Below are 15,137 nucleotides of genomic sequence, written 5' to 3'. Positions count from 1 at the left end.
GACTAATAACTTCATTCACTTTCACCTTCTTATCCCCGGATTTATGTATTGAATAGTACAGGAACGGATGAACGGAATGCAAGAAAATATTTTATCCCCTCTACTTTAAGGTTGGATTAAGGTTCGATACGAATAATGATTTCATGGAACATCAATGTACAAGGGAAAGGGAGTTGGATAATGATATCCAAATGGAGTAAAATGACGGCTGTTTCATTTTCCATGATTCTTCTAGCTGCATGCAATGAAGGACAAGTGGAAAATAGTTCGCAGGAAGAGTCGGCGCTCGTCATGACGAGTGAAGAGATGAAAGAGGCAATGCAGAAATTGGTTACGTATCAAGAAGCCGATGAGTACAGTGAGTGGAAGGACGATAATCCGACGTATATTGAGCTTGATGGGAACGAGGCGAGTTTCAGCGAATCCCAGTCAATATTGGCTAGCGAGGGGAAGCTGACAATCAAAACTTCCGGTGTGTATGTTCTTAGCGGAACATGGGATAACGGGCAAATCGTTGTAGATGCAGAAGATGAAGGTACCGTGAGACTTGTATTTAATGGAGTAGATATCAAGTCGGAGATATCCGCTCCGGTCTTTATTCAAAATGCGGCAAATACGATCATTTCTTTAGAAGATGGTACCTTAAATACACTGACAGACGCAAAGGAGTATGTATTGGATGAGTCGTCCGAAGGGGAACCAAACGCGGCTTTATTCAGTAAAGATAATTTGACGATTAATGGGACAGGTTCTCTCCGCGTTGTCGGAAATATGAATGATGGTATTAAAAGTAAAGATGATCTGAAAATAACTAGCGGTACAATTGAGGTCGAAGCGGTCGATGATGGCATAGTCGGTAGGGATGTTGTGGGCGTAAAGGATGGTTCCATTACAATCCAAGCTGGCGGCGACGGCATTAAATCGACGAATGAGAAAAAAGAAAATGGTGGAATTGCTATCCAAGGGGGGCACTTTGAGATAACAGCAGCCAACGACGGAGTACAAGCAGCCAAGTCGTTATATGTAATGGACGGTACCTTCTCAATAAAAACAGGAGGGGGAAGTCCCGACTCTATCCAAGCAAGTGAACAAAGACCAGATCCGTGGGGAATGACCGAAAGTGCGGAAAAAGATTCAGATACACCAAGTACTAAAGGGATAAAGGCGGCAGTTCAACTCGCAGTTGGTGGAGGCACATTTACAATCGATTCCCTGGATGATGCAGTTCATAGCAATGACAGTGTAACAATTATAGATGGCTCATTTGATATAGAGACTGGTGACGATGGTATCCATGCGGACTCTTCTGTTGTGACGGCTGGTGGGACGATTTCAATTCAGAAAAGCTACGAAGGAATCGAAGGCAATCGTATTACGATTATCGATGGAGACATTCACATTGTATCGAGTGATGATGGCATTAATGTGAGTGGAGGGAATGACAGTTCAGGATTTGGGATGCCTGGCGGAGGTGGAATGCCTCCTGGAATGCCGGGAAATCAAATGCCAGAACGTCCTGAAGATATGCCGGCAGCAGGGGATGCGTCGGGCAATACAGGAGAAATGCCAGCGTCTGGCGATTCTCCAAGTAAACCGGGAGAGCAGAAAAAAGCAACTGCTGTTGATCAATCAGATCCTGATAGGGATTCACAGCAACAAACGAATGAGCAAACAGATAGTTCGAGCGAAACTGAGGACAACAAAGCACTTGTTATTCAAGGCGGGTATATTTCCATCGTCACGGATGGAGACGGGCTTGATTCGAATGGCTCTATTCAAATGACGGGCGGGACAGTTATCGTCAATGGTCCGACAGACAACGGCAACGGTTCCTTGGATTATGACGAGACATTTGAATTGAGCGGAGGCACGTTGCTGACGGCAGGAAGCTCCGGAATGGCGTTGGCCCCTTCAGAAAGTTCGAGCCAGAACTCGATTGTAATGACATTCACTGACGTTCAGGCAGCTGGCACTATAATTCATTTGGCTGATTCTCAAGGCAACAGCATGGCGACATTTGCACCGAAGGTTGAATTTTCGTCCGTTTTGATCAGTACCGAAAATCTGAAGAAAGGGGAAACGTACACGCTCTATTCTAGCGGCAAAGCAACAGGAACAGTGCAAGACGGTTTCTATACAGAAACAAACTACCAAGAAGGCACGAAAGTGGTCAGCTTTGAGATCTCAGAATCTGCTACTTGGCTGAATGAGTCAGGTGTGACAACAGGTGGGAATGGTGGACCTGGCGGCGGATTCGCACCAGGAGGTATGGATCGTCCGCAAGGGCAAAGACCGAATGAAATGTTCGAAGGATTGGATGATGAAACGAAGCAGGAAGTACAAGGGATTATGAAACAAATGAGGGAAGGTACTTTATCACAGGAAGAAGCGGACAAGAAACTCGAGGAACTTGGCGTTTCATTACCGAAACGGGGAACTAGTAAAGAATCTAAAGAATGATATATAGTACGGAACTATAGCTTTAAATAGAAATTATGCTCCTTTGTATGATGAAGCAAAGGAGCATGTTTTTATTGTTATAACAAATATGCATATTATATTATACTGTATGAATCGTGGGTTTCTTTGAAGGAAGAATTCAATTTAGTATTATACGCCAGTTGAAAATGGAAGTAATTAGCCCGTTTGGTTATGATTAACCGGAGGGGCTTTTCGTCTGAGAGAATGCTAGAGAATAATCACAACAAGGTGGTGGAGGTTTGTTTCAAATTGAACTGACAAATGCCATTTGGCTATTTGTCATTATTTTTATGATTCATGATTTTGAAGAGATCATTGCAGTGGAAAACTGGTCGACCCGGATGGAGGATCAAGTAAGACGCTTGGATCGTAAGATAGGCTATGCCATTTGGAAGTTTTGGCACATCAGTTCCTATCAGTTTGCAAAACGAGATTTCTTCATATTCCTAACTGCTTCGTTCATTACGTTTATTAAAGTGCAATTTATGGAAACAGACTGGGCAGCCATTTTATATGGAACCTTTTTGATTGTTGTGCTGCTCCACAATGCGATTCATCTACTGCAGACAATCATCTTAAAGTCTTATACACCTGGTCTATATACATCCCTCTTGATTGTGACGCCGTATTGCATATACTTAATGTCAGAATTGTTCTAACAAAACTGAAATACTTAGGTAGGAGGAAAATTAATGAATGTTGTCATACGTAGCCTGGAGATACGAGATTATGAAGCGCTTGTAAAGCTTTTTAAAGAACTGGGCTATCCAAGCTCATACAAGGCAATTCAAGAACGATTCAAGTTGCTTGGGGAACAGCCATCCTACCATTCTTTAGTCGCTGAGGATGAGGGTAAGGTGATTGGTTTTGCAGGCATTTGCAAAATGTATCAGTTTGAAAGGGATGGCAGTTATGCAAGGATTCTAGCATTTGTCGTTGATTCAAACTTTCGGAAACGCGGAATCGGCACATTACTGCTGCAATCGGTAGAAGAATGGGCCCGAAGAAACGATTGTCATAGTATCGCGTTAAATAGCGGCAACCGGGAAGAACGAACGGCGGCCCATTCCTTTTACGAAGCAAACGGGTACGTCGTGAGAAGTTCCGGGTTTTCAAAAAGCTTGGATTGAGAAGGGGGAAGTTCGAATGTATGAGAAACGCATCGCGATCATTGGTGGAACAGGCAAAGTGGGGAAATTCATAGCGGAGACAGCCCTGGAAAGAGGCTTTGCCGTACGAATGCTCGTCAGGAATCCAGATCGAATTCAAAAGAGACAGGATTCCATGGAGCTGATAGTTGGTGACGCACTGGATGCCGAATCGATACGGGAGACGATTCGCAACTGCGATGTTGTCATCAACGCATTCGGGCAGCCCCCGAAGGCGGATCCATCCTATAGTGAAGTGACACAGCTCATTTTAGTTAGCATGAAAGACCATGGAATACAACGATATATTGGTGTGACTGGTGGCTCTCTGACGCTTGATGGAGACCAAAAAAGCTTCATCAATCGATTGGGAGCAAAGCTGTTTGAAGTTTTCTTTGCAAAAATGATGATTGATAAACGTAAAGAACACGATATTCTGAAGCAATCCGACTTGGATTGGACGCTTGTCCGTCTGCCCTTTGTCGTCGAAGGATCAGAAAAAGGAGACATCCGGGAAAACTTGATCGATATGCCTGGCAGCAAAATTACAAACGGTGATATCGCACACTTTCTTGTTGGCCAGATTGATGAGAAGATCTATTACCGTCAAACGCCTTTTATTGCTGGAAAGTAAGCTGAAAATAATCAAGCAAATTGAAACTAGTCATTCTTTCTAGGATGACTAGTTTTACTATTTTTAATAAAGTACAACTTGAATAATAGGTTCTATTGATTTAATATTAAGACCAAGTACTAATACTTGGTGTTATTTGAATTTTAAATACCAAAACGTTCAGAAGAACCTATAAAAATTTTTACCTTTCAATTAGTACTAGGTACTAACATTAGATAATAAGAAGGAGTGTCTATAATGCACCAATCCAAAGCAAAAATAACAGCAATCGGGACGTATGTACCGGATAAGAGAATGACAAACGAGGATTTAGAGAAACTGGTCGAAACGAATGATGAATGGATTCGTCAGCGGACGGGTATGAAGGAGCGAAGGATTGCTGATTACGGGGAGTTTGCCTCGTCTTTAGCTTTCAAGGCCATTGACCGCTTGATCAATCAGCATGGCAAAGACTTGAGTGATGTTGATTACATCCTCGTTTCAACAACAACCCCTGATTTTGTGTTTCCGAGTGTAGCCTCCCAAATTCAGGAGCAATTTGCAATTAAGCAGGCAGGAGCGTTAGATGTCAATGCCGCGTGTGCTGGTTTTACGTATGGGCTTCATCTGGCGAACGGTTTGATCACGTCTGGCCTTCACCAGAAAGTATTGGTGGTAGCAACAGAAACTTTATCGAAAGTGACAGATTATACAGATCGAACGACTTGTATTTTATTCGGTGATGGGGCGGCAGCTATTTTGGTTGAAAGAGAAGAAGACAAACCGAGCTTTATCGCAAGTCACTTGGGAACTGATGGTAAAGGTGGCCAACAACTTTATCGGACGAACTTATCCTCTTCTATGAATGGAATGTCTATAAGTGCATCAGGAAAAATTGTCCAAAACGGAAGAGAGGTATATAAATGGGCATCCCGTACACTTCCTCTTGGGATAAGCGAAATAGTACGTAAGGCAAATATCGGTCTTGATGAAATCGATTGGTTCGTGCCGCACAGCGCCAATTTGCGAATGATCGAGTCAATCTGCGAAAAGTCCGGCATACCTTTAGAGAAAACATTAACAAGCGTCGAATATTTTGGCAACACTTCAGCCGTTTCTATCCCTTTAGCTTTGCAGCTTGGAATTGAAGAGGGCAAAGTAAAGAATGGTGATCTATTATTACTTTACGGGTTCGGCGGCGGCCTGACACATGCGGGACTGCTCATAAAATGGGAAGTCGATTGATGACACACCGTTACTTTTATCCGTACTACTGTTATCACCGACAATTTTATTTCAAACGCCATAGTAGCGACAACGGTAGTTGTAAAAAGCAACCGCATATTTTTTTGTAAGTGACGTTTTCTACATGATTGATATCTAAATTGCTAAAGAAGTTTATTGTTATTTTGAATAAGTTTGCGACGGAAATAACGTGTGCATCACCCGATTTTTAAAGGACTGAATAATATATATAACAAGGAATCAATTGCCTAACTAGCGAATAGGAATGATTAGGATTCGCTAAGGGGAGAATGAACATGAGATTATCCGAATTGCATCCAGTTTTTTATCATGCAAGGAAAGAACAAAAAAGATTTTTCCGCTCTCTAGCTGATATGAAGGATCGTAAAATGTTTTCCAAAAGGAAAGATGAGAGCACGTATCTGTTTACTTGCAAGAAACACCAATCGTTATTGCGGCGAAAGCTTGGCAGCAGTGATCCACGATTGCAGGAGAATAAAGTGGTTAATCTTAAAATAGCTGCTGAAGCTATTGATGGAATCGTTATTCGACCGGGAGAAGTGTTTTCGTTTTGGCGAGTTGTTGGACGTGCAACGAAGGCAAAAGGGTATATTGAGGGAATGCAACTTTCGAGAGGCGAAGTGAAAACTGGAATCGGGGGTGGCGTTTGTCAGCTTGCCAACTTATTGTATTGGATGGCACTGCATACGCCGCTCACAGTTGTGGAACGACATCATCATAGCTTCGATCCTTTTCCGGACGAAGACCGTGTATTGCCATTCGGCAGCGGGGCGAGCGTTTTTTATAATTATGTAGATTTGCGTTTCAAAAATGAGACGGAGAATACATTTCAAATCAAATTATGGCTGACAGATCGTCATTTAAAGGGAGCCATTTATTCCAACGTTGAATTATCCTTTTCCTATCATATTATTGAAAAAGAGCATGCCTTTTATCAGCAGGATGGTAAAAATTATCGGCGGAACGAAATTTGGCGGAAAACTGTTGATAAAAGAACAGGCGATGTTATCAGCGAAGAAATGTTGCTGAAGAACAATGCGGAAGTAAAATACGAGCTTGAATTGTGCGGAGTATAATAATATTATTATGTAAACTCGAATAAATGATTCATGAGAAACGGAGCTTTCCGGATAACATCAAGGAGGGAAACAAATGAAAAATGCGGTTTTTTTAGATCGGGATGGAGTCATTAATGAAGTGCTCACCGACCGGGTCAAGTTTGTTAACCATCCGAGAGATTTTTATTTCCTACCCGGCGTGAAGGCAGCTATAAAAAAGCTAAATGCTCATTTTGACTATATTTTTGTCGTGACAAATCAAGGCGGTGTCGGTCTCGGTTTTATGAAAGAAACTCAGCTTCAAGCAATACACGACCATATGGTAGCGGAATTGAAGAAGGAAGATGCTATTGTCCATGATGTAGTATACTGTCCGCATAAACCGAAATCGGGATGTGCTTGCCGCAAGCCGAGCAGCAAGCTGATTGAGGATCTAGCAAAACAATATAACGTGGATTTGTCGAAATCCTATATGGTCGGAGATACGGACACAGATGTCATGGCCGGCAAAAAAGCTGGAACGAAAGGTGTCTTCCTCGGGACGGCCGACCCGCTTGCGGATGCTGTTTTTCCGGACTTGCCGAGTGCTGTGGAATGGATGATTCAAGATATGCAAAACAAATAAAAGCCCGCGTTGCCGCGAGGCTTTTTTTGTTTTACTCGATTGTATTCATTAACTGAAAAAAATACTCCGGCTGCTGAGTTTTATTTAACTCATACCATGCAGTCAATGGATCTGTCTGAAAGACATCCAGAGACAACAGAACCTCTCTGGCAAATTCCAAAGGGGCAATCCCCGAAGCGGTTATCAAATTTTCGCTTGAAACTACGCATTCTTTCTCATAATACAATTCACCTTTATACTGAGGACTGACCATTTTTAAATAAGCCAGATCATTGCTTGTATGTTTTCTTGTGTCCAGGTACCCGATATCCGCAAGTCCAATGGTCGCTCCGCAAATCGCCGCCAGCAGTGTGCCATGCTCTGCAGCTTCCGTGGCTTTTTCTAGCATTGGCATATGCATTGCATCTCCCCACGTATTGCCACCGGGTAGGATAATCAAATCCTGACTTCTAAAAGTGCATTCATCAAGTATGAACTCAGGTTTAATGACCAATCCACCCATCGTCGTAATCATTTCTCTTGATAATCCAAGGGTCACAACTTTTATGGGGTTCATACCCTTTTTGAAAAATCTTCCTGAGTTCAATTCAGCAATCAAATACCCGTATTCCCAGTCAGACATCGAGTCAAATACATACAAATATGCTCTTTTTGGCTCCATAATAAACACTCCAATTCCATTTGATATGCCCCATTATATAAAAACTTCCCTGACAGCTACTGTCAGGGAAGGGAAGAAGATTGATGGAAATGAAGCAATTCGGTTAGAACCTCAATTAATTTTTTTTGTAAACTTATTGGACCAATCACTCGAATGGATGTGCCATACGGTAAGAGAAGGTAAGGAACAAACGTATTAATCATCTCATAATCCAGAAGAAAGACAGCACGGCCATCCTCGCGTTTTTGAACGTAGTGAGTTAAAAACCAATGCCTGCAAAGATCGTCTAACACTTTAGGCTTTCCTTCAAGGCAAACAGTTTCAATTCCTTCACTTGGCAATGCCGGCAGAAGGTTTTCCATAAAAAAGTTTGCGGAGAAAAGTCTTTCGGCATACTGAATGATCGGTCGGTAACAGTTAAGCTTTGTATCCGGTCGACTCGGAAACTGCGGTTTTGCTGCCGCAGATGACAAAATCCGATGATGTACCATCTTGAATTCCAAAAGATTACTTTGTACGGATCGATCAACCGATCTAATGGCAGTCCGTTATCTTTTACAGGATATTGAATGGTTACCGATAAACAGTTAGCAACAGCTAGTTCCAAATCCTTTAAAGATGACTCGGTTGAATGGTAGCCGTATCCCTTCATGACTTCGAGAGTGGAAGCGTACATGTTTATTTGTTTTTCCTGTTTTTCATTCACATAGTTGCGGAGCTTTTCCATCGCTCTTTGGAGCGCATCCCCGCCATAGTAGCCAGCTTCTTGGGCAAAGCGAGCCGCATGGATGAGGGAAGTTTGCTCTTCAGCATCGAAAAAAAGTGGTGCTTCCTTAAAATGATCTACTAGGCTATAGCCGCCATGATGACCAGGTTCAGATACGATTGGCACGCCACTTGTCGAAAGGGTATCGATATAGCGATAGACCGTTCGTATATTCAGCTCCAGTTTCTCCGCAATTTGTTGCGCTGTGATTTTCTCACTTGAACGAAGCATCCATAGAATGGCGAGCATATTGTCGATTGTAGGCATAATTCATCTCCGATTCTGGCATTTTCACTATTATACCTTGTGAGTTGCTCAGATTGTGTGAATGCTGGAATCCGCCTTATTTCTTTTTCAATTTATCCTCATAGAAGACATGAAAATTAGGATCGACTGTTCCGATGTTTAGGTGTCTGGCCTTATAGTCGCGCAGCAAGGCAAAGAATTTTTTGCTCAATATTAAAAGTATGACGAGATTGATAAAAGTCGGGATGGCTGTCGTAATATCTGCGAAATACCAGACGGCTTTGCCTGGCAGATCATAGGCGACCGCGTATACGACCATGAGAAGCCCTGGAATCGGATAAAGCCACTTATAAAAATTGAGCGTCTTGTTTTTGGTTTTGATCTTTTTTTCCCCGCCGAACAGATGGCGCAAGATGATTTCGTAATACGTATACCAGCCAGTCGTCGTTGTTAAACCGAATAAAAAGACGCAAAGGGTGAGAATTATCCTTCCAGATTCTCCAATTCCAGTTTCGAAAGCGGATAAAGTCAGAGCGGCTCCATCCAGTCCTGAAGACCACGCACCGGTAATGATAATGGTGAAAGCTGTCATCGAACAAATGACGATCGTGTCGATGAAAACTTCAATTGCTCCCCACATTCCTTGTTTTATCGGATGGTTTGTCTTAGCTGTGGAATGAATCATTGGGGAAGTACCCCATCCAGCTTCGTTGCTATAGACGGCGCGTGCGACACCCATCCGAATCACTTGGGCTATAACCGCACCTGTGAATCCGCCGACCGCTGCCATGCCGGAAAACGCACTTTCGAAAATCAAACCGAATACTGGGCCTATTTCAGAAAAATTCTTGAGAATGATAAATAATGACGCCAAAATATAAAAGATACTCATAAAAGGTATGAGCTTTGAAGCGATTTCTCCGATTCTCTTAATGCCTCCATAAATAATGACATAAATAAGAGTGACATAAATAAGCGACGAAGGTATCATGCCGATTTTAAATGTTGAGTTGACCGCTTCGGAGACTGTGTAGTTTTGCAGTGTAATGAAAAAGGTTGTGAAAATGCCGATACCGAATAGGAATGCAGGAATTTTCCAGAACTTAAACTTTTTCTCCTCACCCAACCCTTTTTCCATATAATACGTAGGCCCGCCATAAGGATTTCCTTTTTCATCCGTACTTCTATAATGGACAGCTAACGAAACTTCCACCGTTTTTGTCATCATTCCGAGAAAGGCGGTCACCCACATCCAGAACACGGCTCCCGGACCTCCAACTGCTATTGCGGTGGCTACCCCTCCGATATTGCCGACTCCAACACTTCCGCCAATCGCAGTACTCACTGCCTGGAATGGGGTTAATATCCCTTTCTCTTGATTACGATCCTTCTTCGTAAATAACCTGCCGAAAGTTGCTTTGAAAATATGCGGTAAATAGCCAAACTGAAAGAATTTACTTCCGATCGTAAAGTAAAGTCCAACGAATAACACGGTAAAAATGAGCGGCAATCCCCATAGCCAGTCCACAATTGTTTCTAAGATAGTTTCCATTTTCCTTGCCTCCTTTATTTGTTATCTGAAATGTTTGAACTATTTTATGAGGATGATTTAACTTTAATTCAATGAAAAAATAATTTTTTAGAAGAAAATTGAACGCATGTTCGTATTGTGATATGGTAACCATGACAACTACTTGCTAGAAATGAAAATTAAGATAGCAGGAAAGGGAATGAGGATGATGAGAATTCAAGATTCATGGTTTACAGTCACTCAAATTGATGAGGGGACCTTTGCGATTAGCGAATATGGGCATTGGGAGAAAGTCCATTCTTATTTGCTGTTAGGCAAGGACAAGGCTGTATTAATTGATACGGGACTCGGCATCGATAATATCAAACGAATAACCGACCAGCTAACTGATTTACCGATCGTTGTCCTAACTACACATGTTCACTGGGATCATATCGGGAGTCATGGAGAGTATAAAGAAATTTACGTTCATGCGGAAGAAGAGGACTGGCTAATTAACGGAATTAAAAAGCTGTCGATTGAGCAAATCAGAAAGGATGTGGCAAGAGATATCACAATTCCTGTGCCATCCACTTTTAATCCGGAAACATACACTCCGTTCACCGGAAAACCTACAGGGACATTGCAAGATGGAGATGAAATAAATATCGGCAATAGAAATGTAGTGATATACCATACACCAGGTCATTCACCAGGTCATATATCCATTTTTGATGAAAGCCGTGGTTATTTATTTACTGGAGACCTTTTATATGATGAAACACCAGTTTATGCATTTTTCCCAACAACCGACCCGGTTGCACTAGTGCAGTCATTAAAGAAATTGACAAGCATGCCAAACGTAACGAAAATTTATGGTGGCCATAATACAATTGGTTTGGAGCCTGGCATCCTTACTGAAGTGAAGTCAGCAGTGGAGTATTTGGAAAATAGAAATCTCGTGCGTCATGGTACGGGAATACATCGTTTTGAGCAATTTTGCGTTCAATTTTAATAAGCGCCTTTTACCTTGCAAGAGTTTTCTCTGGGCAAGGTTTTTTATTTACTTTTTGTATGCGTTTGTATACAATGAATAAAATAGTATATAATTGTATACAACTGGAGGTTGATTCTTTGAGAAATGGTCATCAACAAGGAGAAAGACGGAGAGGAAGAGAAGGCGGTCCATCTCGTGGCGGTGCCAAAACATTCCGAAGAGGACGAGTACTTGCGTTTTTAGAAACCCTTCAAGTAAAGAGGGGGACAATTGCGGACCAATTGAAAAAAACCGAATTCCAATCAATCGAGCAAATACTGATTGGTGAGTTAAAAGCTATTGATCTGGTGATCGACGAATACAAAAATCTCTTTGAAATTCAGGAGGGAGAAACGACAGCATCAGAGGCCTCGATGGAACAAGAGATAAAGGAGGAAAACAAAAATGAAGAGCATTAATTCATACATTGATCAACTATTTGCGCCGACTGATGACGTGCTAAATCATGTGCTTGCTTCTATTAAGGAAAATGGGATGAGATCTATTTCTGTCTCCCCATCTTCGGGAAAACTACTGACAATGCTTGTTGCCATAACAGGAGCTACAAAAGTACTGGAGATTGGAGCGCTCGGGGGTTTCAGTGGTATTTGCCTTGCAAGAGGCTTCGGGAGTGCTGGTCATCTAACTTCGTTGGAACTAGAGCCGGCTTTTGCTGAACTGGCGCATCAAAATTTGTCGAAGGCAGGATATGCAGAGCAGGTAACTTACAAAACGGGTCCAGCCATTGACAGTTTAGAAGAATTAAAGGCCGAAGGGACGACATTTGATTTCATTTTCATTGATGCGGATAAAGAAAACTATAAGAACTATTTGGAGGCATGTATCGAATTGGCAGTTCCCGGAGCACTCATTGTGGCCGATAATGTTTTAGCAGGTGGTTCGGTGGCAGAGCTGGCTGAACCGAAAAAACGGTATACTGAGCAAATGATGGAGTTCAATGAACATGTGGCAAATCATCCTAAATTAGAATCGATCCTTTTACCAATCGGTGACGGAATGACGGTTTCCCGAGTGAAATAATAAAAGGTGTTTGCTCCTATTGGTTTGAATGGATTCTGTAAGGGAAGAGAATGAGTAAAACTTCTCGGAGGTGAACCATATGGAGTCTAAATACACTGATTGTTATCGGATCTGCTTGGAGTGCTTAGAGGCTTGTAATTCTTGTTATGACGCATGCTTGAAGGAAGAGGATGTCAAAATGATGGCGGGCTGCATCCGACTTGATCGAGAATGCGCAGATATTTGTGCATACACCGCGCAAGCAATTTCTCGTAATAGTCCATTTATCGAAGACATCATGTCACTTTGCGCCACTATTTGTGAACGCTGTGCAGAAGAATGTGAGAAGCACGATCACGACCATTGCAAACGTTGCGCAGAAGTCTGTTTTAAATGCGCTGCTCTCTGCCGAGAAATGACTGCGGCGTAGTGTGGTACTCAAAAAACACTCAGGTTTACTGAGTGTTTTTTGATGTATTCATTAAAAAGTACCATCCTTCTAATCAATGATTTTTCACTTGCTTATTATAAACGATCAGTAGAGAGAGGAAGAGAGAAGAGGATAAAAACATAAAATAAGTATTTGTATTAAAATATTGACTGTTAACATGCAGGGACATAAAAGAAATGATCGTCTCAATGTAGCTCCAATCTATATGCCCAACATCTTTTTTATATGTTTCCGCCAATAGAGATTTATATTGTAAGAAAGAACTTCTTTGGTAAAGTAACGAAATGACCAAGTGAAGTAACGTTACCGTCATTCCTATAGTAAATACAGCGGGTTTCATACTAAAATGTTTACATATTGTTACCGTTAAATAGACTAGATAAACAAACATACAAGCAAGAATAGGGAGTAATAACATTGCTGGGTTCCCATTTCCTGATTCATCACCATGTGCTGGAGTTAGAATATTACAGATCCAAAATATCGGGATGGCCAGAATCAGGATTCCAATAATAAAACATATATTTCTTTTCAATTTAAATCACATCCACTTTTTTAAATATGAACATTCTTTACTTTTCCGTCAGCACATAAATTTTAAGATAAGGGTAGTTTCCTAATAAAGAAATTATCATGAAGTTCAACTAAATTGTATTTTATACGTTAAGTTGATTCCCGTGAAAAGAACGGAGAAGGAAATAACGCTGTGGCACTCGCAATTCTTCGTATGAAGCTAAAAACGTTTTATTATCATAAACAGCTTCATCGAGGTGGATATCGATTTTTTGGGGAGTAATTTCAACAATTGCATAGGGAGCTGTCGGTCTTGAGTTTCAACCTAAAGATCCAGGATTTAAATAGATTGTCCTCTCATTGTTAAAAAAGTGGACGGGGTGGTGATGTCCAAAACAGATTAAGGCTTCCTTGTTGTCCCTAAACATAGCAGCGACATGAGAAAGACTTGGCTCCACAATGCGGCTGAACGGATCATTGCTTATCGGAGCTGTTAGTTTGTTCGGTTGGATGTGATAATGTGTAAACAGGATCGAATGTCCATCGATCGTTCGACTAATAATACGGGACAGCCTCTTCAGTTTATGGATGAAATCTTGGTCCAAGCGATCTGCTATCCATTGATGATGTTCTCTGGCATGTGAATGGCTTGATGGATATTCATCATTAGTAAGCAGAGCTAAAACGGCTTCATCATGATTGCCGGTGACCATTGAAATATCCTCTCTTTCGAACAAAGTACAAAGTACTTCATTTGTATTAGGGCCAATTCCAATCATATCCCCCAGGCAGTAAATATGGTCAATATCCTGATTATCCAGTTCTCCAAGGACGGCATGTAAGGCAGGAGAATTCCCATGAATATCTGTCACTACTCCAACTTTCACAGTTGCACACCTTCTTTATTTTTGTATTAAATTATATCATATGATGGAATATTCAAATACCATGCAGTGAAATTTGCTAGCAAATGGATTCAGAAGCTGGGAGGGGACATCGAATGACACAGTTTTATTATTTATCCTCAAAATCTCCGCTACCTTCCGGAGTATTTGGAGAGGAGAAAAAGAAATCAGGGAAGGGGCATTTGACATTTGAATCGGAAGTAGCGGAGGCGTCCATCACAGTGAAACTTCTAGATGGAAAAGGTCCTGACAACTTGTCGTATCCCTATCAGTATGAAGTCTATTCCAATGGAGGTGATTTCGGGGCCAACAAAACTAATTTGAATGAGCTCGATAGGAAGTGTCTAAGTACCTTGCTAAGCTATGTAAAAGAAGCGGTTAATCGGAGTTTTGTTGTTGAGTTCTTTACCGCCTGGGCAGGAGAAGAAGATTTGGAGCCCGTTCAAGTGACTGAGCTGTCACTAACGGAGTTGAATCGGGAAGCATTACACCTGAAAAATCTTGAAAAGCTGAGAATCTATAGACAAGTAAGATAGCAGAAAACCCAATCAATGAACTGCACCCCAATTGTTAGACACCATCTAACAATTGGAGGTGCAGTTTTTCTATGGCTAAATTTACTGCAGAAGATAAGTTACAAGCAGTTAATCGTTATTTAAATGGCAGAGAAAGTTCAATTGAAATAGCTAAGTCTTTAGAGACAGATCATAAAGCCATCCTTAAGTGGGTCAAACAATACGAATATCATGGTGCCAAAGCTTTTAGTAAGTCTTGTACAAATTACACACAACAGTTTAAACTGGACGTACTCAATTACATGATTGAACAGGGCACATCC

16 protein-coding genes and 1 pseudogene are annotated in these 15,137 nt (G+C 41.5%); 13 read left to right on the top strand and 4 right to left on the bottom strand.

Annotation, left to right across the window (positions count from 1 at the left end):
* Positions 1-180: 180 nt before the first annotated feature.
* The 7 genes from NCCP2222_RS00085 to NCCP2222_RS00055 all read left to right on the top strand — a co-directional run bounded on the left by NCCP2222_RS00085 (position 181) and on the right by NCCP2222_RS00055 (position 7,191).
* Complete coding sequence (locus NCCP2222_RS00085; protein WP_248508378.1) at positions 181-2,460, top strand: carbohydrate-binding domain-containing protein; 2,280 nt, start codon at positions 181-183, stop codon at positions 2,458-2,460.
* A gap of 260 nt (positions 2,461-2,720) precedes the next feature.
* Complete coding sequence (locus NCCP2222_RS00080; RefSeq protein ID WP_248508370.1) at positions 2,721-3,140, top strand: HXXEE domain-containing protein; 420 nt, start codon at positions 2,721-2,723, stop codon at positions 3,138-3,140.
* A 33-nt stretch (positions 3,141-3,173) separates the two neighbouring features.
* Positions 3,174-3,611 (top strand): GNAT family N-acetyltransferase, encoded by a 438-nt coding sequence (locus tag NCCP2222_RS00075; protein ID WP_248508368.1) that lies wholly within the window; start codon positions 3,174-3,176, stop codon positions 3,609-3,611.
* Between the two features lie 16 nt (positions 3,612-3,627).
* Positions 3,628-4,263 carry an NAD(P)-dependent oxidoreductase gene (locus tag NCCP2222_RS00070; protein WP_248508366.1) on the top strand — a complete coding sequence of 212 codons (636 nt, stop codon included), beginning with the start codon at positions 3,628-3,630 and terminating at the stop codon, positions 4,261-4,263.
* A 237-nt stretch (positions 4,264-4,500) separates the two neighbouring features.
* A complete protein-coding gene (locus NCCP2222_RS00065; protein ID WP_248508364.1) occupies positions 4,501-5,487 on the top strand; it encodes a ketoacyl-ACP synthase III in 987 nt (328 codons plus the stop codon).
* Positions 5,488-5,783: 296 nt separating this feature from the next.
* On the top strand, positions 5,784-6,584 hold the full coding sequence (locus NCCP2222_RS00060) for a VanW family protein (RefSeq protein ID WP_248508362.1): 801 nt from the start codon (positions 5,784-5,786) through the stop codon (positions 6,582-6,584).
* A 76-nt stretch (positions 6,585-6,660) separates the two neighbouring features.
* On the top strand, positions 6,661-7,191 hold the full coding sequence (locus NCCP2222_RS00055; protein WP_248508360.1) for a D-glycero-alpha-D-manno-heptose-1,7-bisphosphate 7-phosphatase: 531 nt from the start codon (positions 6,661-6,663) through the stop codon (positions 7,189-7,191).
* Between the two features lie 31 nt (positions 7,192-7,222).
* Here the strand turns inward: NCCP2222_RS00055 and NCCP2222_RS00050 are convergent, their stop codons facing one another.
* The 3 genes and pseudogenes from NCCP2222_RS00050 to NCCP2222_RS00040 all read right to left on the bottom strand — a co-directional run bounded on the left by NCCP2222_RS00050 (position 7,223) and on the right by NCCP2222_RS00040 (position 10,416).
* A complete protein-coding gene (locus NCCP2222_RS00050) occupies positions 7,223-7,852 on the bottom strand; it encodes a type 1 glutamine amidotransferase family protein (RefSeq protein ID WP_248509733.1) in 630 nt (209 codons plus the stop codon).
* 62 nt (positions 7,853-7,914) lie between these two features.
* Positions 7,915-8,885 (bottom strand): annotated as a pseudogene (locus NCCP2222_RS00045) (helix-turn-helix transcriptional regulator).
* Positions 8,886-8,961: 76 nt separating this feature from the next.
* Positions 8,962-10,416 carry an alanine/glycine:cation symporter family protein gene (locus tag NCCP2222_RS00040; RefSeq protein ID WP_248508358.1) on the bottom strand — a complete coding sequence of 485 codons (1,455 nt, stop codon included), beginning with the start codon at positions 10,414-10,416 and terminating at the stop codon, positions 8,962-8,964.
* A gap of 184 nt (positions 10,417-10,600) precedes the next feature.
* On the opposite strand from NCCP2222_RS00040, the gene NCCP2222_RS00035 reads away from it, so the two are divergent.
* From NCCP2222_RS00035 to NCCP2222_RS00020, 4 genes are all read left to right on the top strand, one after another.
* Positions 10,601-11,389, top strand: coding sequence for an MBL fold metallo-hydrolase (locus NCCP2222_RS00035; RefSeq protein WP_248509732.1), 789 nt, complete (start codon positions 10,601-10,603; stop codon positions 11,387-11,389).
* 119 nt (positions 11,390-11,508) lie between these two features.
* Positions 11,509-11,829, top strand: coding sequence for a hypothetical protein (locus NCCP2222_RS00030; protein WP_375709140.1), 321 nt, complete (start codon positions 11,509-11,511; stop codon positions 11,827-11,829).
* Positions 11,816-12,451 (top strand): O-methyltransferase, encoded by a 636-nt coding sequence (locus tag NCCP2222_RS00025; RefSeq protein WP_248508356.1) that lies wholly within the window; start codon positions 11,816-11,818, stop codon positions 12,449-12,451. The genes NCCP2222_RS00030 and NCCP2222_RS00025 overlap by 14 nt, the downstream gene beginning before the upstream one ends.
* 79 nt (positions 12,452-12,530) lie before the next feature.
* Positions 12,531-12,860, top strand: coding sequence for a four-helix bundle copper-binding protein (locus NCCP2222_RS00020; protein WP_248508355.1), 330 nt, complete (start codon positions 12,531-12,533; stop codon positions 12,858-12,860).
* An 854-nt stretch (positions 12,861-13,714) separates the two neighbouring features.
* On the opposite strand, the gene NCCP2222_RS00015 is transcribed toward NCCP2222_RS00020, so the two are convergent.
* On the bottom strand, positions 13,715-14,281 hold the full coding sequence (locus tag NCCP2222_RS00015) for a metallophosphoesterase family protein (protein ID WP_248508353.1): 567 nt from the start codon (positions 14,279-14,281) through the stop codon (positions 13,715-13,717).
* Positions 14,282-14,394: 113 nt separating this feature from the next.
* Between NCCP2222_RS00015 and NCCP2222_RS00010 the strand changes: the two genes are divergently transcribed.
* The gene (locus NCCP2222_RS00010; RefSeq protein ID WP_248508352.1) at positions 14,395-14,835 is read left to right on the top strand and encodes a hypothetical protein; all 441 of its coding nucleotides are present in this window, start codon (positions 14,395-14,397) and stop codon (positions 14,833-14,835) included.
* Positions 14,836-14,906: 71 nt separating this feature from the next.
* Positions 14,907-15,137: transposase (locus NCCP2222_RS00005; RefSeq protein WP_248508350.1), on the top strand; the 231-nt coding region annotated here is incomplete at its 3' end.

The organism is Sporosarcina sp. NCCP-2222, assembly GCF_023168145.1.
Lineage (GTDB): Bacteria > Bacillota > Bacilli > Bacillales_A > Planococcaceae > Sporosarcina.
The sequence above is the reverse complement of the archived record's forward strand: the minus strand, read 5'-3'. Positions and strand labels throughout refer to the sequence as shown.